23 protein-coding genes are annotated in these 22,090 nt (G+C 43.7%); 16 read left to right on the top strand and 7 right to left on the bottom strand.

What is annotated here, in order from left to right; genetic code table 11:
- Nucleotides 1-24 precede the first annotated feature (24 nt).
- A complete protein-coding gene (locus FAY33_RS05345) occupies nucleotides 25-270 on the bottom strand; it encodes a spore coat protein (protein WP_143319746.1) in 246 nt (81 codons plus the stop codon).
- 13 nt (nucleotides 271-283) lie between these two features.
- Nucleotides 284-457 carry a hypothetical protein gene (locus FAY33_RS19290; protein WP_185967501.1) on the bottom strand — a complete coding sequence of 58 codons (174 nt, stop codon included), beginning with the start codon at nucleotides 455-457 and terminating at the stop codon, nucleotides 284-286.
- Nucleotides 458-627: 170 nt separating this feature from the next.
- Here FAY33_RS19290 and FAY33_RS05340 point away from each other — a divergent pair, with 170 nt between their 5' ends.
- Complete coding sequence (locus FAY33_RS05340; RefSeq protein ID WP_243126608.1) at nucleotides 628-1,599, top strand: polysaccharide deacetylase family protein; 972 nt, start codon at nucleotides 628-630, stop codon at nucleotides 1,597-1,599.
- 69 nt (nucleotides 1,600-1,668) lie between these two features.
- Here FAY33_RS05340 and FAY33_RS05335 read toward each other — a convergent pair whose 3' ends face one another.
- From FAY33_RS05335 to FAY33_RS05325, 3 genes are read right to left on the bottom strand one after another with little or no spacing between them, the layout of a single operon-like run.
- A complete protein-coding gene (locus FAY33_RS05335; protein WP_143319744.1) occupies nucleotides 1,669-2,874 on the bottom strand; it encodes a class I SAM-dependent rRNA methyltransferase in 1,206 nt (401 codons plus the stop codon).
- A 16-nt stretch (nucleotides 2,875-2,890) separates the two neighbouring features.
- Nucleotides 2,891-3,406: a hypothetical protein gene (locus FAY33_RS05330; RefSeq protein WP_143319743.1), complete on the bottom strand. Its 516-nt coding sequence runs from the start codon at nucleotides 3,404-3,406 to the stop codon at nucleotides 2,891-2,893.
- The gene (locus FAY33_RS05325; RefSeq protein WP_243126605.1) at nucleotides 3,403-3,837 is read right to left on the bottom strand and encodes a DUF4430 domain-containing protein; all 435 of its coding nucleotides are present in this window, start codon (nucleotides 3,835-3,837) and stop codon (nucleotides 3,403-3,405) included. The genes FAY33_RS05330 and FAY33_RS05325 overlap by 4 nt, the downstream gene beginning before the upstream one ends.
- A gap of 147 nt (nucleotides 3,838-3,984) precedes the next feature.
- Here FAY33_RS05325 and FAY33_RS05320 point away from each other — a divergent pair, with 147 nt between their 5' ends.
- The 5 genes from FAY33_RS05320 to FAY33_RS05300 all read left to right on the top strand — a co-directional run bounded on the left by FAY33_RS05320 (nucleotide 3,985) and on the right by FAY33_RS05300 (nucleotide 7,605).
- Entirely contained in the window at nucleotides 3,985-4,608 is a 624-nt protein-coding gene (locus FAY33_RS05320; RefSeq protein ID WP_143319742.1) for a hypothetical protein, read from the top strand.
- A gap of 70 nt (nucleotides 4,609-4,678) precedes the next feature.
- Nucleotides 4,679-5,287 carry an imidazole glycerol phosphate synthase subunit HisH gene (gene hisH, locus FAY33_RS05315; protein WP_143319741.1) on the top strand — a complete coding sequence of 203 codons (609 nt, stop codon included), beginning with the start codon at nucleotides 4,679-4,681 and terminating at the stop codon, nucleotides 5,285-5,287.
- An 11-nt stretch (nucleotides 5,288-5,298) separates the two neighbouring features.
- Complete coding sequence (hisF, locus tag FAY33_RS05310; RefSeq protein WP_143319740.1) at nucleotides 5,299-6,060, top strand: imidazole glycerol phosphate synthase subunit HisF; 762 nt, start codon at nucleotides 5,299-5,301, stop codon at nucleotides 6,058-6,060.
- A gap of 15 nt (nucleotides 6,061-6,075) precedes the next feature.
- Complete coding sequence (ung, locus tag FAY33_RS05305) at nucleotides 6,076-6,753, top strand: uracil-DNA glycosylase (protein ID WP_143319739.1); 678 nt, start codon at nucleotides 6,076-6,078, stop codon at nucleotides 6,751-6,753.
- Nucleotides 6,754-6,768: 15 nt separating this feature from the next.
- A complete protein-coding gene (locus FAY33_RS05300; RefSeq protein WP_143319738.1) occupies nucleotides 6,769-7,605 on the top strand; it encodes an undecaprenyl-diphosphate phosphatase in 837 nt (278 codons plus the stop codon).
- A gap of 48 nt (nucleotides 7,606-7,653) precedes the next feature.
- Here the strand turns inward: FAY33_RS05300 and FAY33_RS05295 are convergent, their stop codons facing one another.
- Nucleotides 7,654-8,682, bottom strand: a complete 1,029-nt coding sequence (locus FAY33_RS05295; protein WP_143319737.1) for a 3-deoxy-7-phosphoheptulonate synthase — start codon at nucleotides 8,680-8,682, stop codon at nucleotides 7,654-7,656.
- A 176-nt stretch (nucleotides 8,683-8,858) separates the two neighbouring features.
- Between FAY33_RS05295 and FAY33_RS05290 the strand changes: the two genes are divergently transcribed.
- From FAY33_RS05290 to citG, 7 genes are all read left to right on the top strand, one after another.
- The gene (locus tag FAY33_RS05290) at nucleotides 8,859-9,146 is read left to right on the top strand and encodes a hypothetical protein (protein WP_143320032.1); all 288 of its coding nucleotides are present in this window, start codon (nucleotides 8,859-8,861) and stop codon (nucleotides 9,144-9,146) included.
- Between the two features lie 63 nt (nucleotides 9,147-9,209).
- Complete coding sequence (locus FAY33_RS05285) at nucleotides 9,210-10,583, top strand: MATE family efflux transporter (protein ID WP_143319736.1); 1,374 nt, start codon at nucleotides 9,210-9,212, stop codon at nucleotides 10,581-10,583.
- Nucleotides 10,540-11,067 carry a citrate lyase holo-[acyl-carrier protein] synthase gene (gene citX / locus FAY33_RS05280; RefSeq protein WP_143319735.1) on the top strand — a complete coding sequence of 176 codons (528 nt, stop codon included), beginning with the start codon at nucleotides 10,540-10,542 and terminating at the stop codon, nucleotides 11,065-11,067. Before FAY33_RS05285 ends, citX begins: the two co-directional genes overlap by 44 nt.
- Before the next feature lie 174 nt (nucleotides 11,068-11,241).
- Nucleotides 11,242-11,553, top strand: coding sequence for a citrate lyase acyl carrier protein (citD, locus tag FAY33_RS05275; RefSeq protein WP_143319734.1), 312 nt, complete (start codon nucleotides 11,242-11,244; stop codon nucleotides 11,551-11,553).
- Nucleotides 11,540-12,439, top strand: coding sequence for an aldolase/citrate lyase family protein (locus tag FAY33_RS05270; protein ID WP_143319733.1), 900 nt, complete (start codon nucleotides 11,540-11,542; stop codon nucleotides 12,437-12,439). The genes citD and FAY33_RS05270 overlap by 14 nt, the downstream gene beginning before the upstream one ends.
- Before the next feature lies 1 nt (nucleotide 12,440).
- Nucleotides 12,441-14,003: a citrate lyase subunit alpha gene (citF, locus tag FAY33_RS05265; protein ID WP_143319732.1), complete on the top strand. Its 1,563-nt coding sequence runs from the start codon at nucleotides 12,441-12,443 to the stop codon at nucleotides 14,001-14,003.
- A gap of 2 nt (nucleotides 14,004-14,005) precedes the next feature.
- Nucleotides 14,006-14,896 carry a triphosphoribosyl-dephospho-CoA synthase CitG gene (gene citG, locus FAY33_RS05260; protein WP_143319731.1) on the top strand — a complete coding sequence of 297 codons (891 nt, stop codon included), beginning with the start codon at nucleotides 14,006-14,008 and terminating at the stop codon, nucleotides 14,894-14,896.
- Nucleotides 14,897-14,909: 13 nt separating this feature from the next.
- Here citG and FAY33_RS05255 read toward each other — a convergent pair whose 3' ends face one another.
- The gene (locus FAY33_RS05255) at nucleotides 14,910-15,596 is read right to left on the bottom strand and encodes a response regulator transcription factor (protein ID WP_143319730.1); all 687 of its coding nucleotides are present in this window, start codon (nucleotides 15,594-15,596) and stop codon (nucleotides 14,910-14,912) included.
- Between the two features lie 113 nt (nucleotides 15,597-15,709).
- Here FAY33_RS05255 and FAY33_RS05250 point away from each other — a divergent pair, with 113 nt between their 5' ends.
- The 3 genes from FAY33_RS05250 (at nucleotide 15,710) to FAY33_RS05240 (ending at nucleotide 22,085) form a co-directional block, all read left to right on the top strand.
- Nucleotides 15,710-17,887, top strand: coding sequence for an ATP-binding protein (locus tag FAY33_RS05250; protein ID WP_143319729.1), 2,178 nt, complete (start codon nucleotides 15,710-15,712; stop codon nucleotides 17,885-17,887).
- 79 nt (nucleotides 17,888-17,966) lie between these two features.
- Nucleotides 17,967-20,612, top strand: a complete 2,646-nt coding sequence (locus tag FAY33_RS05245) for a calcium-translocating P-type ATPase, PMCA-type (protein ID WP_143319728.1) — start codon at nucleotides 17,967-17,969, stop codon at nucleotides 20,610-20,612.
- Nucleotides 20,613-20,708: 96 nt separating this feature from the next.
- A complete protein-coding gene (locus FAY33_RS05240) occupies nucleotides 20,709-22,085 on the top strand; it encodes a citrate:proton symporter (protein ID WP_143319727.1) in 1,377 nt (458 codons plus the stop codon).
- Nucleotides 22,086-22,090: the final 5 nt, after the last annotated feature.

Genomic DNA, 22,090 nt, shown 5'->3' with positions numbered 1-22,090 from the left:
CCTTTCGGGATCAGCCCATTACCATTACATTCCAGCGTACTGATTTTTAACTTTTGTTATTTTCTGCTGTTCTGCCTGTTCTGTGGGATACCATCCCTTTGCGGACATTTTTTTATAAATACTGTCCTGCATGCACAGACTTTCTTTTAAAGCGTTATCAAAAGTCTGGTGCACATTCATGGTAGCGGATTCAATGGTTCCGTGCATATAAAGATCACACACACCTTTGGTGGTGTTAAGCAGGTTTTCCATGATACACTTGTCATCCATTTGCGGTTCCTCCTTACACTAAGTTATAAAAACTGTCAAAGATCTGCTGATGCTTCTGCATGTATTCCTGCACGCATGATTTCAGTTCAGGGTCCTGAAGATTCTGTGCTGCATCCTGGAACTGTGTTTTTAAAAATTTTTCATGTCCGAGAGCATCTTCAATATAGATTAATTCCTTTGGGCTCATGTTCTATCACCTCCAATCTTAGTATGGTGGTTTTCCTATAATCCATGCACTTTTTCCTAATTCTTTCTTAAATTTTTCTTGTAAATCCGAAGATATCCCTTAATACACTTTTCATATTCCATTCTTTCCTGTATAGTAGAATGGAGAGACAGGCAGAGGAGGGAAAGAGAATGAAACGATTTTTACAATGGATCAGTATTTTAATGGCAGTTACGCTTGTGATTGCGTTTGTACCTGCAGTTCCGTTTTCGTCAATGGCAGATGAGACGGCTCCGGCTCCTGATGGAACTGGGATACGAAGCGGCTGGATTGATGAAAATCTGGGGCCTGGAGTTGCAAGGTGGGTAGATGAGAACGGAAATGTTTCCGAGAAGCCAGGTAAGGCGGAAGAGGCGACCAAAGAAGAGAAGGAAACTGCCCAGGAGGAAACTTCTGGAGAAAAGGAAACCACAGAGGAAACAAAGGGGGAACCCCAGGAGACATCTTCTGAGGAAAGCGGACAGGCAGAAACCCAGCCTGCAGGAAGACAGATTGACCCATCAAAACCTATGGTGGCTCTGACCTTTGATGACGGACCTTATGCACCTGTTGGAAATCAGATTATGGATTGTCTGGCACAGTATGGCGGAAAGGCAACCTTTTTTATCGTAGGAAACAGGGCGGCTTCATATAAGACCGAGCTTAACCGCATGGTAGCGGAAGGACATGAGATCGGGAATCATACTTATGAACATAAATATTTAACAAAACTAAGTGCAGCACAGATCCAGAGACAGATTAACCTGTGCAACGATGCAGTATTCGCCGTTACGGGAACAAGACCGGCGCTGGTAAGACTTCCGGGAGGACTTAAGAACAGTACAGTTCTTGCAAATGTAAAACAGCCTATTATTATGTGGAGCATTGATACTTTGGACTGGAAGACGCGGAATGCGCAAAAGAGTGTGCAGGCGGTTATGAGCAAAGTTAAGGATGGAGATATTGTTCTGATGCACGAATTGTATTCCCAGAGCGGAGCGGCTGCTCTTGAGATTATTCCTCGTCTTGCAGAGGCGGGATATCAGATGGTCACGGTCAGTGAGATGGCTCAGTACCGGGGAGGCGTTGTGCCTGGAGGGGTCTATTCGCAATTTCGAAAATAAACAGGTTTAACAAAAAAGGGTTCACACAACGCTCCAGCAGATCTGCATCGGAGCGTTGTGGAATCCTTTTTATTTTTCTTCACAAATCTGGAAGATATAGAATTTTAAATAATAAGAAGTTTCTTCACCTGCCCACAAAATAGGATGGTCGGCTGCCTGGGTACGGTATTCTACCTGACGGAGACGTCTGTGGACGCTTGTGGCGGCTTCCCGTATGGTTTTGGTAAAGAGTTCGGGAGTCATGAAATGGGAGCAGGAACAGGTAGCTAAATAGCCGCCGTCCCGGACCAGCTTCATGCCCCTGAGATTAATCTCCCGGTAACCTTTGACTGCGTTTTTAACGGAATTTCTGGATTTTGTAAAAGCGGGCGGATCCAGAATCACCACATCGAATTGTTCTCCCTTTTTCTCCAGCTCAGGAAGAAGTTCGAATACATCGGCACACTGGAAAGTAACCCGGTCAGACAGGTTATTTATACGGGCATTCTCCATTGCCTGTGCAACACCAAGTTCGGAAGCATCCACGCCAAGAACTTCCTCTGCTCCTGCATATCCGGAATTTAAGGCAAAAGAGCCGGTATGGGTAAAGCAGTCTAAGACCTTTTTCCCTTTGCAGATTCTCTGCATGGCAAGCCGGTTATACTTCTGGTCAAGGAAGAATCCTGTTTTCTGCCCGTCCTGAACATCGACTAAGTATTTAACACCATTCTCTGTAATCTCCACTTTGGTATCAAAGGGTTCTCCAATAAAGCCTTTTACCCGTTCCAGCCCTTCTAAAAGGCGGACTTTGGCGTCACTTCGTTCGTAGATGCCCCGCACATTGATACCGTCTTCTGCCAGAACTTTCTTTAAAATCTCTAAAATAACAGGCTTCATCCGGTCGATTCCAAGCGCAAGGGATTCTACCACCAGTACGTCTGCGAATTTATCAATAACAATCCCGGGAAGAAAGTCAGCTTCCCCAAAGATAATGCGGCAGCTGTCGGTGTCTGTTGTGGTTTTTCGGTATTCCCAGGCATTGCGCACCCGCATTTCCAGAAATGCTTCATTAATCTCTGTATCTTTTTTTCGGGTCATCATGCGGATGGCGATTTTAGAATTGGTATTAATAAAACCTTTTCCCAGGGAATAACCGTCAAAATCTTCTACAGCTATGATATCTCCGTTTGTAAAATCTCCGGTAATGGTATCAATCTCGTTGTCATAAATCCACATACCGCCTGCTTTTAAGGCGCGAGCTTCCCCTTTTTTTACTTTTGCAATTGCTGATTCCATAAATGCTTACTCCTTTTTATGAGTGAATACGTGTTAGTTTGTGAAGAAGCTGGTGCAGAGGCCGAAACAGAATAAGAGCTAAGATAAAATTGCCGGCTCCATGAACCAGGTCAAATAAAATTCCGGCAGTCCACCAGATAAAAGCGGCTTTCGGCCCTGCTGTTACCACATAGGACAGGGAACAGAAAAAGCCGAACAGCATTCCAAATACGCCCGAAAGCAGTGCCACCGAAAAAGGGTTCTTCGTGCCTGCCCGGAAGAAAAAGGAGACCATGGCGATGAGAATTGCCCATACATATAAATAGGAAAACCACCAAAGACCAAATCCATAGACCAGCCCTTCCAAAGCAACAAACACGTACAGGATCAGCCATACGTGTTTTTTAAATACCAATGTGTATACAATTAATAACAGGGAAACCAGTTCCACATTGGCGATTCCTGCAAGACTGATCTGGCTGATAAACAGGATAGCAGCCAGAAGCGCGTCTAAAACCAGTTCCCTGGGGCTTAACCGACGGGAATTGTTCATTGCTTTTTATCCTTAACCGATTCTTTGGTATACTGGAATGTATATCGTTCCCCATCTTTTACCGGCTGCTGGCTGACACCATAGCTGCATGGCTCTCCGTGCAGCAGCAATGCCCAGTAGGCCTGGTCTTTCTGATAATCCGCCATCTTGCCGTTGATGGTTGTAACCATAAGCCCGAATTCCTGGCTGGTGGTTCCTTCCAGTTTCAGATCCGGAATGGATTCCAGTGCTTCCAGAAGAAAATGAGCTTCTGTTGTGGTCTGGTAATGTTCGGTGATTCCGTTTTCATAAACAACATCAATAGAGATGTTTTTTGTGCCTGCCATAGGGACGGGTCTGGTCAGATTATATACGACTAACAGCAGTGCCAGGACTGCAATCGCTGCAAAGAATCCCAGTAAGGGAGAAAGCTTTCTTCTTTTATTCATCATTCACTTACTTCCTTTTATTATGTTAAATCCATTGTTCAGTATACCATAGATTAATAGGACGGGGCAAGAATAGAATTTTTTGTCTTTTCTTACAATCCTCCCTGTTGTATAATAGATAAGGACTTTCAATAAAAGGCGGATAAGATTATGACAAAGAACTGGAATGACAAAATAAAAGAAGAGATAGACTCCTGTGAAAAACTTTTAATTGGAATTGGAGAAGAGTGGGGAGGACAGGATCAGGAGGAAATTAAAGCTCTTTATAATAAGCTTGGAGATATGATCCGTGAAAAGGATTATTTTATAGTTACCACACTGACAGACGGAGAGATCAGGAACTCTCTTTTAGACCAGAGCCGCATTACAGCTCCTTGCGGCAATGTGACCTGGAGGCAGTGCGAAAAATCCTGTACCAAAGATATATGGGAGCCGGGAGAGATACCAGACGACATCTGTCCTCATTGCGGGGCACCGCTGACGGGCAATACCATTGAAGCAGAGAATTATATCGAAGAGGGATATCTTCCCCAGTGGAGGGCATATACAGGCTGGATTGCCGGTACACTCAATAAGAAGCTGCTGATTCTGGAACTTGGAGTGGGATTTAAGACTCCCACAGTAATCCGCTGGCCATTTGAGAAGACTGCGGCATTGAATCATAAGGCGTATCTGTACCGGATACATGGAGAGTTTTACCAGCTTCCTGAGTCGGTAAAAGAGAAGGCTTCTTCTGTTTCAGAGAATTCTTTGGAATTTTTCCGAAATTTATAACCCTTTTTTGCGTTGTGCATGAAAGGGGATTGTGCTAAAATGTTGAAAAAAGGCGAAAGAGGAGACTGCCATGATTGCGATCATAGACTATGATGCGGGTAATTTGAAAAGTGTGGAAAAAGCACTGGTTTCTCTTGGAGAACAACCGGTTATAAGCCGGGATAAGGAAGTGATTCTTGCTGCAGATAAGGTCATTCTTCCAGGGGTAGGTGCCTTTGGTGATGCAATGGAAAAGCTTCATCAATATGGACTGGTGGAGGTGATTCATCAGGTAGTTAAAAACAAAACTCCCTTTCTTGGAATCTGTCTGGGTCTCCAGCTTATGTTTGAAAGCAGTGAGGAATCCCAGGGAATAAAGGGGCTTGGTATTCTTCCTGGAACCATTGTCCGTTTCCCTGATTCCCTTGGAATTAAGGTTCCTCATATGGGGTGGAACAGTCTGACCATTGCACCGGAAGCAAAACTTTTTAAGGGAATTGAATCCGGGGCATATGTTTATTTTGTCCACTCATATTATTTAAAAGCAGGGGAGCAGTCTGATGTGGCGGCAACGTCAGAATATGGTCTGTCCTTTGGTGCCTCCGTGGAACGGGGGAATATTTTTGCCTGCCAGTTCCATCCGGAAAAGAGCAGTGACACAGGACTTAAGATTTTACGAAACTTCATTGAACTTACCTAAGGAGGAGCCGGATGCTTACTAAGAGAATTATACCCTGTCTGGACGTGCATGAGGGACGGGTGGTAAAGGGCGTTAATTTTGTGAATTTAAAGGATGCAGGTGATCCGGTAGAGATTGCTGCCGCATATGATAAGGCTGGAGCAGATGAACTGGTTTTTTTAGATATTACTGCATCATCGGATAACCGGAGTACCGTGGTGGACATGGTCCGCCGGGTAGCGGAAAAAGTATTCATTCCCTTTACCGTAGGCGGAGGAATCCGTACCACAGATGATTTTAAGATGCTTTTAAGAGAAGGAGCGGATAAGATCTCCATTAATTCTTCTGCCCTTAATACTCCCAGACTGATTTCTGATGCGGCTGAAAAGTTCGGCAGACAATGCGTGGTAGTTGCCATTGATGCCAGGCGCAGGGCTGATGGAAGCGGCTGGAATGTATTTAAGAACGGCGGAAGGATTGATACCGGTCTTGATGCCGTGGAATGGGCGAGACAGGCAGATGCGCTTGGAGCAGGGGAGATTCTTCTTACCAGCATGGACTGTGACGGTACAAAGGCAGGTTATGATGATGAATTAAACCGCATCATTGCGGAGACGGTATCTGTGCCTGTGATTGCTTCCGGAGGTGCAGGAACAATGGAACACTTTGGCCATGCGCTTTCAGAGGGAAAGGCAGATGCTGCACTGGCGGCGTCCTTATTCCATTATAAAGAGATGGAGATTATGGATTTAAAACAATATTTAAGAGAATCGGGAATACCGGTTCGGATCTAAAGCAAAGGAGAAAACATGGGAGCAATTGAGAATGACTGGCTGGAACCTTTAAGTGGAGAGTTTAAAAAGCCATATTACAGGGAACTTTATCAAAAGGTGAAACAGGAATATGAAACTGGCAGAGTATTTCCGGAACCGGAGGATGTGTTTAACGCATTTCAGTTCACGCCTCTGTCAAAAGTAAAGGTTGTGATTCTGGGGCAGGACCCTTACCATAATCATGGTCAGGCGCATGGGTTGTGCTTTTCCGTAAAACCAGAAGTAGATATCCCGCCATCCCTTGTGAATATCTATCAGGAATTAAAAGAAGATTTAGGCTGTGAGATCCCAAATCATGGATATTTAAAAAAGTGGTCAGATCAAGGTGTCATGCTGTTAAATACGGTTTTGACGGTTCGTGCCCATGCGGCTAATTCCCATCAGGGAATTGGGTGGGAACAGTTTACAGATGCGGCAATTAAGGTATTAAATGAGCAGGACCGTCCTATGGTTTTCCTTTTATGGGGGCGCCCGGCACAGAGCAAAAAAACCATGCTTCATAATCCGAAACACTTAATTCTGGAGGCACCTCATCCCAGTCCCCTTTCCGCATACAGAGGTTTTTTTGGCTGTAAACATTTCAGCAAAGCAAATGCCTTTCTTGAGTCCAACGGAATGGAGCCTGTTGACTGGCAGATTGAAAATATTAAATAAAGCAGAGGAAATGCAATGAATATTTTAGAGATTTTAAAAGTGATTGTACTTGGGATTGTGGAGGGATTTACCGAATGGCTTCCCATAAGCAGTACCGGACACATGATTCTGGTGGATGAGATTATTCATATGAACCAGCCGCCTTCATTTATGAATATGTTTCTTGTGGTGATCCAGCTTGGAGCTATTTTGGCAGTGGTTGTGCTGTACTTTGATAAGCTGAATCCCTTTTCACTTGGGAAAAAACCGGCTCAGAGAACATCTACACTGGTTTTGTGGAGCAAAATTGTTCTTGCTTGTATTCCTGCGGCAATAATCGGATTTTTGGTTGATGATATTTTAGAAGAATACTTAATGAATGGATATGTGGTGGCAGCCACTCTGATCATCTATGGCGTGCTCTTTCTGGTGATTGAGAACCGGAATAAGAATCAGAATTTTGAAGTTATGAAGGTGGGAGATATCTCCTATCAGACTGCACTTTATATTGGACTATTTCAGCTTCTTGCATTGATTCCCGGTACTTCCAGATCTGGTTCCACCATTCTGGGCGCTATGATTTTAGGCTGTTCCAGAGCGGCATCCGCTGAGTTTTCTTTTTTCCTCGGTATTCCGGTTATGTTCGGTGCCAGTCTTTTAAAGATCGTCAAATACGGCGCTAATTTTAACGGAACTCAGGTGTTTTATCTGATTCTTGGTATGGTAGTGGCGTTTGTAGTTTCTGTTTATGCCATTCGCTTTTTAATGGGCTATATCAGACAGCACGACTTCAAGTTCTTTGGATATTACCGTATTGTTTTGGGAATTATGGTATTCATCTATTTTGGGGTTACAGCAATTCTTGGATTGTAAAAAAAGAACTGATGAGAGATTTTTCTTTCACCAGTTTTTTTTTATCCATTATATCAGTTCTGCAATCTCGTAAAGAAGGCGTTCAGAGTCTTCCCAGCCCAGACATGGGTCTGTGATGGATTTACCGTAACAGCCTTCTCCGACTTTCTGTGCGCCTGGTTCGATGTAGCTTTCGATCATCAGACCTTTTACCAGAGTGTGAATCTCGTCGGAATGTCTCCGGCTGTGAAGGACTTCTTTGGAAATGCGGATCTGTTCCATATATTTTTTGTTGGAATTGGAGTGGTTGGCATCTACGATGCAGGCAGGATTCTCCAGGTTCCGTTTCGCATACATTTCATGAAGAAGGGACAGGTCTTCAAAATGGTAGTTGGGAATGCACTGTCCGTGCTTATTCACTGCACCTCGTAAAATGGTGTGTGCCAGTGGGTTCCCGTCGCTTTTAACTTCACAGCCCCGATAGGTGAAATCGTGAGGCTGCTGAGCGGCAACCACGGAGTTTAGCATAACAGATAAATCTCCGCTGGTGGGATTCTTCATTCCAACCCCCACATCGCATGCGCTGGAGGTTAGACGGTGCTGCTGGTTCTCTACAGAACGGGCACCAATGGCAATATAGGACATAATGTCATCCATATAGCCTAAATTCTCAGGATAAAGCATCTCGTCAGCCGTTGATAATCCGGTCTCTTCAAAAACTTTCATGTGAAGCTTCCTGATTGCAATCAGACCTTCGTGCATGTCCGGTTTTTTTTCAGGGTCTGGCTGATGAAGCATTCCCTTATAGCCTTCGCCTGTTGTTCTTGGCTTGTTGGTATAGATTCTCGGAATCAGAATCAGACGGTCTTTTGTCTTTTCCTGGACTTTTACAAGACGGTTTACATAATCACATACAGATTCTTCATTATCAGCGGAGCAGGGACCAATAATAACAAGAAATTTATCGCTCGCTCCGGTGAGTACATCGCTGATTGCATGATCTCTTTCTATTTTAAGAGCCTTTAATTTCTCCGGAAGGGGAAAGCGTTCCTTGATTTCTTCCGGGCTTGGCAGATTGTTAACGTATTGAAATCCCATAAGTATCCTCCTGTGCATGTGGTTATTCTCGTGTTTTTGCAGTTGATTATATAACAGATCCATAGAAAAATCCAGTAAAGGATGAAATTTTGTCAATGTGTATGGATCTGGGTTTCTTTTTAAGAAAGAATGGTGTATGATGTTTAGGAATAATGAAGAGGAAAGGTGTGGAAACGATGACAAAATACTGGAGCTGGGGAGGAACCTATATCGGCGTGAGACAAAAAGACTATTTGGTAGCCTGTGACGGAACCATTCTGGGGAAATTTTATGGAACAGAACTCTATGACCAGAATGGAAACTACATAGGAGAACTGGGAAGAAATGACCGTCTCATCAAAAACCCCATTAAGGCAAATAACCGCCGTCCGGCTTTTAGCTTTTATGTGAAAGGCACTCTGACCGCCCCGTTTATAGACTGTGCTCCTTATCCCATGATTCAGGGATTTGAAGACTTTTCCTGATGATAGTTTCTGATCTTGCATCACTCCGGCATTGCCGTTATTATACGAATTGGAGAAAGTAACATGAAAGACTTAACAAAAGGGAATCCAACAAAAATTATGCTGCAGTTTGCGGTTCCCGTGGCACTTGGGAATCTCTTTCAGCTTTTTTACAGTCTGGCAGATACCAGGATTGTGGGAAGCGTGCTGGGGGATCAGGCATTGGCAGCAGTAGGTGCCACCACGTCCATCAGCACACTTTTTATCGGATTCCTGTCTGGTCTGACTGCAGGGTTTGCGCTTCTGACTGCAAAAAGCTATGGGGCAGGAAAAGAAGAGGGAGTCCGCAGGTATTCAGCAGGAAGTCTTTTGCTTGGAACGGTAACATCCTTGTTTCTGACGTTGATGTGTATCGCGGGGCTGCCGTTTTTTCTTCGTATTCTTAACGTACCAGAAGAACTTTATAACGATGCAAAAGCATATATCAGACTGCTTTTACTGGGAATGTTTATGACGATGCTCTATAATGGCTGTGCCAATATCCTGCGGTCCGTAGGCGATACAGTTGCTCCTTTAATATTTCTTATGGGTTCCAGCCTTTTTAATATTGTATTGGCGCTTTTGTTTGTCTTAAACCTGAATATGGGAGTCTCCGGTGCGGCGCTTGCCACGGTGATTGCCCAGTCGGTTTCTGCACTTTTGTGCCTTTTTTATATGGTGAAGCGTTATCCTGTTTTTCGGTTCCGGTTAGAGGATTTTAAGATTACATGGGCAGAGGCAAAGGATCTTTATTCCTCAGGGCTGTCCATGGCACTGATGATGTCTCTGGTGTTCTTTGGAACCCTGTCTCTGCAGAGAATGATCAATACGTTTGGTACGGACATTATTGTGGCTCATACGGCTGCCCGGAAGATTACAGAGTTTTTCATGCTTCCTTTTTCTGTTATGGGAGTGACGATGGCGACTTTCTGCGGTCAGAACATGGGAGCCGGCAGGCAGGAACGGATTGTGCTTGGAATACGCAATGCCCTTGCCATTACCTGGGTCTGGTCCGGTGCAATGATTTTATTAAGCTATGCGGCATCTCCTGTTCTCGTATACCTGATTACAGGATCTAAAAGCCCGGAAGTATTAAGTACTGCTTCCCTTTATTTAAAAGTCAATTCTGTCTTTTACATGGTGGCATCCTCCATCACCATATTCCGGAATGCGCTGCAGGGGTGCGGAGATCATAAGACTCCGGTGGTATCCAGCCTCATTGAACTGGCTGGGAAAGTAGCCATAGCCATGTTTCTGGCTCCTGTACTTCAATATATGGGAATTATTGTGGCAGAACCCATTGTATGGGTTCTCATGGTGATTCCTCTGGTTGTAAAGATCAGAAAGATTGGCAGAAAGGAAGGAGAATCTCCTTATGGAAAGTCCTGTAACATTAAAAGAAATGCTCTGCTTCCGTGAGGGAAAAGTGTTTTTGCAGAATCAACTGCGGAATAAACACAAAGAAGCAGTGATCGTAGCACTGGGCATGAATATTCCAGGTCCGACGAAGAGTTCTTCTATTATATCAGAAGCATTTGCAGCAGGAGAAGATGCTTTGCTTCTGGCATTGGAGAAGAATGGTCTTAACATACTGGAAGAAATTGAAGTGAAGAAAAAAGAAGGCTATTTAAAAATTGCGGCGGTAGAAAGTAAAGATGCCACAGCGGTAAAACGGATCACCGTTTCTATCGAAGAGTCCCATCCCCTCGGAAGACTATTTGATATGGATGTTTATGACCAGGAAGGAAAAGGGATCGGAAGGGAAGTGCTTGGTGCACCAGTTCGCTCCTGTCTCTTATGCAAAAAAGAAGCAAAGGTATGTGCAAGAAGCCGGAGCCATACGGTAGAAGAACTGTATCAGTATATTGAAACGATGATAAAAGCATGGCTTCGTGAAAAATAGAGAATGATTCTCCCCCAAAACAAAGAAAGTGCTGTAAGATTGATGTTGTCTGATAAATACATTAATTTTGCGGCACTTTCTGTCTTAACAAATTTTAAGGTTCCTTTTCACCCTGGTTAAGATTGTGCATTTACAATGAAATCATACGAAAACAAAAGGGAGGATATAAGCAAAATGGAGATAAAAAAACCAGCCGTGGCGGGAACATTAGAATCCAGTGATTGTCAGGTAACCGTAGAGCCAGGCGATGGAACCATTGATTTTGTGCTGGAAAGTTCCGTCATCAACCAGTATGGGAATCAGATCCGGAAAGTAGTAATGGAAACGCTTAACCAGTTAGGAATCAGCAGCATTAAAATTGCCGTTGTTGATAAGGGCGCTCTGGATTGCACGATTAAGGCACGGGTGGAAGGCGCAGTCAGCCGTTCCACAGACCATTTTGAAAATCATCTTTGGGGAGGTGCAAAAAGCGATGAATCCAAATAAAAAACGGTTAAGAAGAACCATGATGTTTTTAAATGCACAGAAACCAGGACTTGTTAAGGACCCCTATATCTATAAACCCGATTCTCTGATGCTGGACTTAGAAGATGCAGTTGCAGAGAACCAGAAGGATGTAGCAAGATTCTCGCTTTATCACGCATTAAAGGAGATTGACTATAGAGGCTGTGAACGCGTTGTCCGGATCAATGGTCTGGATACAGAATACTGGAAAGAGGATATCCGCTGTGCTGTTGCAGGAGGCTGTGACGCAATCCGTATTCCAAAGACAGAAAGACCTGAAGAGGTCCGTGCAGTTGAAGCAGAGATCGCAGCGGCAGAAAAAGACTTTGACATTCCCGAAGGAAGAACCCTGATTATGGCGGCGATTGAGTCTGCCAGAGGTGTGATGAAGGCATTGGATGTATGCGAAGCTTCGGAACGTCTCTTTGGTATTGCATTATCCGGTGGAGATTATACCAAGGATTTACAGACCCATATTACAGGAACCGGTGTGGAATTAATGGGCGCAAGACAGAACATGATTATTGCCGCAAGAGCAGCAAAGGTCCAGTGTTTTGATACGGTATTTACAAACCTTGATGATATGGAAGGATTCCGCAAGGAAGTTGAAACCATTCATCTCATGGGCTTTGACGGCAAATCCATTGTAAATCCACGCCAGATCCCGGTTGTTCATGAAATATTTACACCAACCCCTAAAGACATTCTGTTTGCAGAGAAGGTCGTAAAAGAAATTGACGATAAGAAAGAGAAGGGGATTGGTGTATTTACAGTAGATGGAAAAATGATCGACATTGCTTTTTATGACGGAGCGAAAAGAACCATAGAGCTGGCGAAAGCCTCCGGTGTATATAAAGGAGATTTATAAGATGATAAATGCAGTAGGGAGAGATATTCCGGAAGAAATCTTAGAACAGACAGGCAAGAAACCCTTTATGGGGAATCATTATTTTGATGGGTATGAATACAAAAAGGATGGCCCGGTTACCAAGTGCGTAATGAATTCCGGAGGCAGTAAGCTGGTGGAAAGTATTCACGATGTTTTGGTGAAATGTGGAATTAAAGACGGTATGACTCTGGGATTCCATCATCACTTCCGTGAAGGTGACTATGTTGTGAATATGGTTATGGAAGAGATCCACAAGATGGGGATAAAGGATATTACCATCTGTGCCAGTTCTCTTGGAAAAGCCCATGATAAACTGGTTGAGATGATAGAAGATGGAACCATTGTAGGAATCCAGTCCTCTGGTGTAAGAGGAAAAATCGGGCAGGCAATATCCGAAGGAAAACTAAAAGGGCTTGCAGTAATGCGCTCTCACGGAGGAAGAGTCCGTGCGATAGAGACGGGTGAAGTGAGAATTGATATTGCATTTGTTGGTGCGCCTACCTGTGACGATTACGGCAATTGCCGGGGAATCGGTGGCAAATCAAATTGCGGTGTGCTTTCTTACTCGATGGTAGATGCGGATTATGCGGACAAGGTAGTTGCCATAACGGACTGTCTGGTGCCATTCCCCAACTTCCCCGCTCATATCTCCATGACAAAAGTGGATTATGTGGTTGTAGTTGATGAAATCGGCAATCCAGATAAGATTGCAACTGGTGCAGCAAAACCAACCAGCGATATGAGAAAACTGATGATGGCAGATTATTGCACTCAGTTCGTTGTCAATGCACCTTACTTTAAAGACGGATTTTCTTATCAGACAGGAGTTGGGGGTGCATCCATTGCCTCTACGATTTCCCTTGCCAAGATTATGAAAGAACGGAACATCCGTATGCGGTTTGGCGTGGGCGGACTGACCAAACCCATGTGCGATCTCTTGGAGAATGGTCAGGTTGATGCTTTGCTTGATACCCAGGATTTTGATTTAAATGCAGTGGAATCTGTTATGAATCAGAAACATTTCCGCATTAGTGCAGGAGAATATGCGGATCCCTTTAATAAAGGCGCCATTGTGAACAAACTGGATTTTGTAATCCTGGCAGCTTTAGAGGTTGATGTGCACTTTAACTGCAATGTGGTAGTGGGTTCTGACGGTGTGATCACAGGTGCCCAGGGCGGACATCCGGATACGGCAGCAGGTGCAAAATGCACCATCGTGATCTCTCCCCTTCTTCAAGGCAGAATCCCGGCAGTCTGTACCGATGTAACGACAGTAACCACTCCCGGAGAGTCGGTTGATGTTGTAATTACTGATTATGGAATCGCCATCAATCCAAGGAGACAGGATCTGATTGAAGCCATGAAAGGGGTGGATCTTCCTTTCAAAACCATTGAAGAATTAAGAGACATTGCTTATTCTATCGTAGGAGAGCCAGAGCGGGTAGTTTTTGATGATCAGATCGTTGGAATCATTGAAGGACGTGATGGAACTGTGATGGATGTGGTGCGTAAGATCAAGGACTTTGAATTTACAGGAGAGTAAACATGCAATTCTGTTCTGGTTTGGATCAGGAGCAAGGATATGAAGCGGCCCTGAGGATCGGAGATATGGCTTACCGGGCATTATTGGAGGAGGTTTATACCTCCCCAAAGCCGGGGCTGGTTGATTTATATTCCAATGGCGCTCATAGAGACATGGATGTTTTTACATTTGAGCGAAGTGCGGCAGCACTAAAGCCCTATTTTGCGGATATGGCGTTGGAAGGTGTGAAAAGTCCGGAGATTCCAGGACTGTTGTTTTCCAATATCAGGAGACTTGGATTAGCCGCAGAAAATGCCATGTTTCAGGCTACAGATGGGGTAAATACTCACAAGGGACTTATCTTTCATATGGGAATACTCTGTGCGGCTGTGGGGGCATGCATCAGAGCAGATAAAATAGTAACCATAAAAGCTCTGATAGAAATGGAGCAGGCAATGGTACGAAAAACCCTGTTAAAAGAGGTCAGTGAGATGCGTGACTTTACCACCAATGGCGAAAAAAATATGAGAAGATATGGAACCATGGGCGCCAGAGGAGAAGCCATAAGCGGCTATGCTTCCATACGTCAGATCTCCCTTCCGGTTATGCGGAAGGGACTTTTGAAAGGGAAGGACTGGAACAGAATCAAGCTGGAGACTTTATTTGCCCTTATGAGTCAGGTCGATGATTCTAATATTATAGCAAGACATGACATAAAGGTACTGAGAGCGGTTCAGAAAAAAGCAGAAGCATTTTTAAAAGACGGTGGAGCCTATAAAAAAGGGGCTCTTACTGTCTTAAAACGTATGGATGCCGAGTTTATAGAGAAGAATATCAGTGCAGGAGGCTGTGCAGATCTGATGGCAATCACCATTTTTTTAACAGAGCTATTGCAGAAATATGGAAAAAAATAAAAAAGGCAGAGGCCTATGGGACAAACCGGTATCCAAGACCTCTGACTGTTACGATGTGGACCGGCTTCTGCCGGTTTTTTTCGATTTTACTGCGCAGACGATTGATATATACCATAATTGCGTTATCGTCAATGGCAATGCTGTTTCCCCATACATGTTCATAAATCATATCCTTTGTGAATACCTGATTGGGCCGTTTGATAAACAACAGCATCAGACTGCTTTCTTTGGAGGAGAGAACAATCTCTTCCCCATCTTTATAAAAGCGCATGGTAGAGGTGTTATAAGAAAAAGGTCCGCACTCAATCACTTCGGAACTATCAAACATCTGATTCTTATTGCGCCGGATTAAAGCTTTGACTTTGGCGCCCAGGACCAGCGGACGGAATGGTTTTGTAATGTAGTCGTCGGCACCAAGAGAGAGACCGTAAAGCGAATCATAGTCTTCGTTTCTTCCGCTGACAATCATCACCGGAGTCTGGTCACCCTGACTGCGGATTCGTTTGATGACTTCAAAGCCTTCCATATCCCCTAACATGACATCCATAAGAATAACATCATAGGAATGATTCTTTAATAAATTCAGTGCTGCAAGGCCGCTGTCTGCGACCGCGGTTTCCAGATCATTGCTGTGCATGACTTTTTCCAATAGTTTATAGACAGCCGGATCATCGTCCACAATTAATACTTTATCAGACATAGCTTCCCCCAAAATTGAAATTTTTGTAGAAATATATCGATATTACTTATGAAAATATTATAATATTAACCTGGAGACAAGTCAATGAGGAATGGGCAAACAAAGAGGCATTCATGAACATTTTAATAGAAATCAGAAAATACAGAGCTGCATTTTTATCCTTTATGATGGCAATCGTGTTGATTATTTTTTCTTTTCTTGTGTTTGGTATATGGAAAGAGTACAAAGATGCAATTATAGACAATCAGAAAAAACAGATGCTTTTAACAACCCAGAGCATGGGAGATAACTTAAAGGCATTTATTGAGGGATATCAGGCTGATATCAATTCCCTTTGTGCCATGGAAGAGGAAAATTACAAAAAAACAGGAACGAAAAGCTGGAACACTCTGGAGGAATATGTCACGTACCATACCCGATATGTATACGATGCCATTTTAGAAGACAGAAACGGCAATCTCTTAAAAAGCCGTCATGGGTATGCGGTGAAACAGGTGTATTCCATTACGGGAATTGATGAAGAGATGAGTTTCCGCCAGTGCAGGCTGGAAAATGGAGAGATGTATCTGCTGATTCGAAAGGAGCTTCCTGACGGAAATGCGGTTTCCATTGTAATCAATACAAAAAGCTATTATGACTCCCTTGTGTCCAATATCCGGCTTGGAACCAATGGTTATGTGGTGATCAAAGATGCCGAAGGAATGATTTTGGTCCATCCCCAGAAAAGCCAGTGGGGAATCAATGTTATATCAGGGCGTAAGCTGATGTTCCCGGAGACAGACTTGACCAGTCTGGAAAAGATGATTGCAAGGCAGAACCGGGGAGAGACAGGGGTTGCTGAATACTATTCCTACTGGTGGGAAGAGCCCGGTGTGCCTGAGGTGAAAAAAATCAGTGCGTTTTCTCCCGCATTTATCGGAAGAGGATTTCTGGTTGTCAGTGCAGTGATTGACTATAATGATATTTATATTCCGGTTGCATCCGGATTTTTTAAGCTGGGTCTGGTTTCTCTTGGAATTGTTGCAGGAGTTTTGGGAATGGTATTTTATATTGGAGCTTTATGGCTGCAAAAGAGAAAGGACCGGGAGGAAATCGCATACCTTCTGGAACTGAACAAGATATTAGAGGAGATGCACCAGAGCGAAGAAACCATTGCCCATCAGCAGAGACTTCAGATTATGGGTACCATGACTGGAGGAATTGCCCATGAATTTAACAATCTGCTGACACCAATTATGGGATATTCAGAGCTTTTAATGCTGGATTTAGCAGACGAATCAGAAGGGTATGAAAATGCCATGGAGATTTATGAAGCCTCTGTAAAGGCGAAAGAGATCATTCAGCAGATATCTTCCCTCAGCCGCAAGAATATGGAGACTGCATATAAATCCATTCATGCGGTAAAAGTACTACGACGTGCCATCAAAATGGTGAATTCAGTCTGCCCCACCAACGTACAGGTGGAGGAGGAGCTGTTTTTAAACAATGAATGTTTCCTGGGTAATGAAACCCAGATGAACCAGGTGATTTTAAATATCTGCGTCAATGCCATTCATGCCATCGGCCATGCAGAAGGAAAAATACAAATCAGGGCAAGCAAGGTCAGTTCTTCTGATTTAGAGCAGTTTAAGCAAATATCCGCATCAGGAGAGTGGAGTTCCTATATCCGGATTGATATTTCGGACAATGGGGGCGGAATGAATGAAGCGGTATTGAAGCAGATTTTTGACCCATTTTTTACAACAAAGAAAAATGGTGCAGGAACCGGACTGGGACTGTCTCTTGTAGAACAGATCATTCATTCCCACAAAGGCAGTATATTTGCGGAAAGCAGTGTAGGAGAGGGAAGCGTATTCCATATCTTTCTTCCGGTCAGTGAACATAAGCAGGAAGTGGTTTCGTCCGCAGGTGCAAAAAGCAGTGAAACTTTAAAACTTCTTATTATAGATGACAATCCGAAAGTGCTGAAACTACTGGAACGGAATTTCAGCAAATTAAAAGTAACCATATTCTCGTGTATGGATTTTAAAGAAGCAAGGAAAACTTTAAAAGAACAGGAAATTGATGCGGTTGTGACCGAACAGTACGTTGCAGGGAAAAGCGGAACGAATTTCTGTATGTCCCTAAAAGGAACGTATCCCCAATTGATCCGCATAATTATGGCAGACCGGGTGACAAAAGAAATAGTGGAAGCAAAACAGCGCAGGATTATTGATGATTACATTGATAAACCGGTATCTGATTCTGCCATTTTAAAAGCGGTCAAAAATTGCCTGGAAGGGATGGAATAGATGGTACTTATTGACAAAATCTGTAGAAAGATTGTATATTAATGAGAGTATATAAATAATGTCCCAATAGGAGAATGAGATGCAAAAAGAATATTTAATGGAATCAGAGGAAGTCTTAAGTCAGTTGGGGTCATCCCACCAGGGACTTTCTGAATTACAGGTAGAGGAAAGACGGACCAGATATGGTCCTAATAAGTTGACGGAAGGAAAAAAAGAAAGTCTGTTCCACAAGTTTTTGAAAGAACTTGGGAATTTTATGACTATTATTCTGATTGCTGCAGCGTTTATTTCCGGCGCAACCTCTCTTTATGTAGGGGAAAGCATGATTGATACCGTTATCATCCTTTTTGTGGTTGTCATTAATGCCATTCTTGGAGTTTATCAGGAATCAAAAGCAGAGTCTGCCATTGAATCTCTGCAGGAGATGGCTGCCGCTACTTCAAAAGTCATCCGCCATGAAAGACATCTTACCGTTCGTTCGGAAGAGCTGGTTCCTGGTGATGTTATATTATTAGAGGCTGGTGATTCTGTTCCGGCTGATGCAAGAATTTTAGAGTCTGCCAGTCTGAAAGCAGAGGAAGCAGCATTAACCGGTGAGTCTTTGTCTGTATCAAAGACAGCGTCTGTAGTGGGAAAAGACGGGGCAGAGGTAGCTTTGGCTGACCGCAAGAATATGGTATACACCGGTTCTACCATTGTCTATGGAAGAGGAAAGGCTGTGGTCTGCCATACCGGAATGGACACAGAGATCGGTCATATTGCTGATGCGCTGAATGCAGCAAAAGATGAAGAAACACCTCTTCAGATTAAATTAAACCAGTTATCAAAGATTCTTTCCATACTGGTCCTTGTAATCTGCGCCCTCATGTTTGCCATTGATCTTGCAAGACTTGGTTTTTCGGGACAGGGAATACATTTAAGGGAATTAATTGATACCTTCATGGTTGCCGTATCACTGGCAGTGGCAGCAATTCCTGAAGGACTGGCTGCGGTTGTTACCATTCTCTTATCCATTGGTGTTACCAAGATGTCCAGAAAACAGGCTATTATCAGAAAGCTGACAGCCGTGGAAACCCTTGGCTGTACCCAGATTATCTGTTCGGACAAGACAGGAACCCTTACCCAGAATAAGATGACGGTGGTGGAACATGCCTCTGATAACGAGTCCATGCTCATAACAGCGATGACTCTCTGTTCCGATGCGGAACTTGACCCGGATAAGAAAGAAGCAGTAGGCGAACCTACCGAATGTGCTTTGGTTAACGATGGATTTAAGCAGGGTCTTTCCAAGAATGATTTAAAGAAACGTTATGTGCGAATTGGAGAGGCGCCTTTTGATTCTGTAAGAAAGATGATGTCCACCGTTCATAAAAAAGAGGATGGCACACTGGTTCAGTTCACCAAGGGTGCACCGGATGAAGTGTTAAAACGATGCAGCAAGGCATATATAGGCGGAGCAGAAGTGGAAATGACAGAGGATATCCGAAAAGGTATTCTGGAATCCAATAAATCCATGGCGGACAAAGCGCTTCGGGTGCTCTGCGGTGCCATGAGAACGTGGGAAGAAAAACCATCTTCCTATGAGCCGGAGGTACTGGAACAGGATCTGGTGTATTTAGGCCTTTCCGGCATGATTGATCCGGTTCGTCCTGAGGTAAAGGCAGCAATCAAAGAGTGTCAGGAAGCAGGAATCCGCCCGATTATGATCACTGGAGATCACAGGGATACAGCCGTTGCCATTGCAAAAGAACTTGGTATCCTGGAAGGCGACCATATGGCAATTACCGGTGCGGAGCTTTCTAAGATCAGCGATGAGGAGCTTTTGGAAACCATTCAGAATTACTCCGTTTATGCCAGAGTACAGCCGGAGCATAAGGTGCGGATTGTAAAAACCTGGAAAAAGCTTTCTAAAGTCACTGCAATGACTGGGGATGGAGTCAATGATGCTCCTTCCATTAAAGAAGCGGATATTGGTGTGGGAATGGGAATTACGGGAACTGATGTAACAAAGGACGTGGCAGATATGGTTCTTGCTGATGATAACTTTGCGACCATTGTATCAGCAGTTGCAGAAGGACGGCGGATCTATGACAACATTAGAAAAGCCATTCAGTTTCTTCTGTCCTCCAATCTGGCAGAGGTGATTTCCGTGTTTGTTGCCAGTCTCCTTGGATTTACCATCTTAAAACCGGTTCATCTGTTGTGGATCAATTTAATTACAGATTGTTTTCCTGCCATTGGACTTGGAATGGAAGCAGAAGAAGCCGATATTATGAAGAGAAAACCAAGAAATCCCAAGGACGGAATCTTTTCCGATGGGGTTGGCAGGGAGACTCTGTTTCAGGGATTTGTAATTGCACTGCTGACGTTAGCGGCTTACTTTATCGGACATTATATGGAAAGTGGTGTGTGGGAGATTGCAGAAAGTGCGGATGGCATGACCATGGCATTCTTGTCCCTGTCCCTGCTTGAGATGTTCCATTCCTTTAATATGAGGTCCAGGACAGATTCCATTTTCAGACTGAGAACAAGAAATGTCTTTTTAACGGTTTCCCTGTGCTGTTCTTTTCTTTTGACAACGGCTGTGATTTATGTACCGTTTTTAAGAGAAGCTTTTTCTTTTGAGTATATTTCCTTTAAGGAATATGTGGTGGCTGTGCTGATTGCCGTATCGATTATTCCAATTATGGAGATTTTAAAATTAATGAAAAGAAAGAAATCTTAAAATTTTTTAAGTATGTTTTTATTGCCCCTTAAGATAGTCCGTTTAATATGATTACATGATACTTTAAGCATCAATATTAAAAGGGGGATCATTTTTATGATTACTATCTTAGCATGGCTCATGATAATCGTTTTTCTTGGATTAGTCATGACCAAAAGGCTGCACCCGTTTACGGCACTGATCAGTGTCCCGCTGGTGTTTTCCATTGTCGGTGTGTTCACCGGCACAATGAAGGAACCAATTGCCAAATATCTTGAAAAAGATGCTGCAGATTCTTTGTCCATTATGGATCAGATCGTAGCTCTTGGTAAGATGTCCCAGGACGGTCTGGTAAAGAGTTCCAAAACCGCATTCATGCTGCTCTTTGCAATACTATTCTTCTCCATTATGCTGAATGCTGGACTTTTTGACCCGATTGTCAACACAGTTATCCGGATTGCAGGGGGAGATCCGGTTAAGGTTTTAGTGGGAACTGCAATTGTGGCTGCAGCCGTTTCTTTAAACGGTGATGGCACCACAACCACTCTGATCTGCTGTACTGCTTTCATTCCGATTTATAAAAAGCTCAACTTAAAGATGCTTTATCTTGGTGTTCTGGTCATTCTTATGAATACCATCATGAACCTGCTTCCGTGGGGCGGACCAACTGCCCGTGCGATGGCGGTTATGGAAGTGGAAGGCGGTCCGGTGCTTGCAGCTCTTGCGCCAGGTATGGTTATTTCCATTATTTACATGCTGTGTGTTGCAGCCTACCTTGGTCTTAAAGAGAGAAAAAGAGTTGGAATTCAGAAACTTTCCGCAGCCGAACTGGCACAGACCACCCAGTCTGATCCGGAAGCGGAAGCATTAAAACGTCCAAAACTGATCTGGTTCAATGCCATTTTAACCATTGGAACGGTTGCTCTTTTGGTTACGGACAAACTTCCATCCTCTTTTTTATTCCTGGTTGCATTAGTAATTGGTCTTATGGTAAACTACAGACAGATCAAGGAACAGAAAAACCGTATTCAGGATAATGCAGGCGATGCGTTACAGGTAGTTATTCTGGTTATTGGTGCAGGTATGTTTTCCGGTTTATTCGGAAATACAGGTATGAGCGATGCGCTGGCACACAGCATGGTAAGTGCACTTCCTTCTTCTCTTGGAAGATGGTGGGGACTTGTTACTGCAGTGGTTTCCGCACCCGGTACCTTCTTCTTATCAAATGATGCTTACTATTATGGTATTTTACCGGTTTTTGCTGAGGCTGGAGCAAAGTATGGCTACACGGCTCTCAACATGACAGTAGCATCTTTATTAGGTCAGGCATTCCATTTATTGAGCCCGCTGGTAGCTTTCATCTATCTTCTGTTGAACATGACAGGACTTGAGATGGGCGAGTGGCAGAAGGAATCCGCAAAATGGGCACTGGGAATTTTCGTAATTTTCATTGGTGTTGCGGCAATTACTGGAGCTTGTCCATTATTTATTTAAAGAAA

The organism is Clostridium sp. HBUAS56010, from assembly GCF_007115105.1.
GTDB lineage: Bacteria > Bacillota > Clostridia > Lachnospirales > Lachnospiraceae > Lacrimispora.
Note: the sequence above shows the minus strand (reverse complement) of the source record. Positions and strands in the feature narration are given on the sequence as shown.

Excerpts from the sequence above, each read along its gene's own strand:
- FAY33_RS05345 (WP_143319746.1), bottom strand. The coding sequence starts at position 270 with ATGGATGACAAGTGTATCATGGAAAACCTGCTTAACACCACCAAAGGT.
- FAY33_RS19290 (WP_185967501.1), bottom strand. The coding sequence starts at position 457 with ATGAGCCCAAAGGAATTAATCTATATTGAAGATGCTCTCGGACATGAA.
- FAY33_RS05340 (WP_243126608.1), top strand. The coding sequence starts at position 628 with ATGAAACGATTTTTACAATGGATCAGTATTTTAATGGCAGTTACGCTT.
- FAY33_RS05335 (WP_143319744.1), bottom strand. The coding sequence starts at position 2,874 with ATGGAATCAGCAATTGCAAAAGTAAAAAAAGGGGAAGCTCGCGCCTTA.
- FAY33_RS05330 (WP_143319743.1), bottom strand. The coding sequence starts at position 3,406 with ATGAACAATTCCCGTCGGTTAAGCCCCAGGGAACTGGTTTTAGACGCG.
- FAY33_RS05325 (WP_243126605.1), bottom strand. The coding sequence starts at position 3,837 with ATGATGAATAAAAGAAGAAAGCTTTCTCCCTTACTGGGATTCTTTGCA.
- FAY33_RS05320 (WP_143319742.1), top strand. The coding sequence starts at position 3,985 with ATGACAAAGAACTGGAATGACAAAATAAAAGAAGAGATAGACTCCTGT.
- hisH (WP_143319741.1), top strand. The coding sequence starts at position 4,679 with ATGATTGCGATCATAGACTATGATGCGGGTAATTTGAAAAGTGTGGAA.
- hisF (WP_143319740.1), top strand. The coding sequence starts at position 5,299 with ATGCTTACTAAGAGAATTATACCCTGTCTGGACGTGCATGAGGGACGG.
- ung (WP_143319739.1), top strand. The coding sequence starts at position 6,076 with ATGGGAGCAATTGAGAATGACTGGCTGGAACCTTTAAGTGGAGAGTTT.
- FAY33_RS05300 (WP_143319738.1), top strand. The coding sequence starts at position 6,769 with ATGAATATTTTAGAGATTTTAAAAGTGATTGTACTTGGGATTGTGGAG.
- FAY33_RS05295 (WP_143319737.1), bottom strand. The coding sequence starts at position 8,682 with ATGGGATTTCAATACGTTAACAATCTGCCAAGCCCGGAAGAAATCAAG.
- FAY33_RS05290 (WP_143320032.1), top strand. The coding sequence starts at position 8,859 with ATGACAAAATACTGGAGCTGGGGAGGAACCTATATCGGCGTGAGACAA.
- FAY33_RS05285 (WP_143319736.1), top strand. The coding sequence starts at position 9,210 with ATGAAAGACTTAACAAAAGGGAATCCAACAAAAATTATGCTGCAGTTT.
- citX (WP_143319735.1), top strand. The coding sequence starts at position 10,540 with ATGGAAAGTCCTGTAACATTAAAAGAAATGCTCTGCTTCCGTGAGGGA.
- citD (WP_143319734.1), top strand. The coding sequence starts at position 11,242 with ATGGAGATAAAAAAACCAGCCGTGGCGGGAACATTAGAATCCAGTGAT.
- FAY33_RS05270 (WP_143319733.1), top strand. The coding sequence starts at position 11,540 with ATGAATCCAAATAAAAAACGGTTAAGAAGAACCATGATGTTTTTAAAT.
- citF (WP_143319732.1), top strand. The coding sequence starts at position 12,441 with ATGATAAATGCAGTAGGGAGAGATATTCCGGAAGAAATCTTAGAACAG.
- citG (WP_143319731.1), top strand. The coding sequence starts at position 14,006 with ATGCAATTCTGTTCTGGTTTGGATCAGGAGCAAGGATATGAAGCGGCC.
- FAY33_RS05255 (WP_143319730.1), bottom strand. The coding sequence starts at position 15,596 with ATGTCTGATAAAGTATTAATTGTGGACGATGATCCGGCTGTCTATAAA.
- FAY33_RS05250 (WP_143319729.1), top strand. The coding sequence starts at position 15,710 with ATGAACATTTTAATAGAAATCAGAAAATACAGAGCTGCATTTTTATCC.
- FAY33_RS05245 (WP_143319728.1), top strand. The coding sequence starts at position 17,967 with ATGCAAAAAGAATATTTAATGGAATCAGAGGAAGTCTTAAGTCAGTTG.
- FAY33_RS05240 (WP_143319727.1), top strand. The coding sequence starts at position 20,709 with ATGATTACTATCTTAGCATGGCTCATGATAATCGTTTTTCTTGGATTA.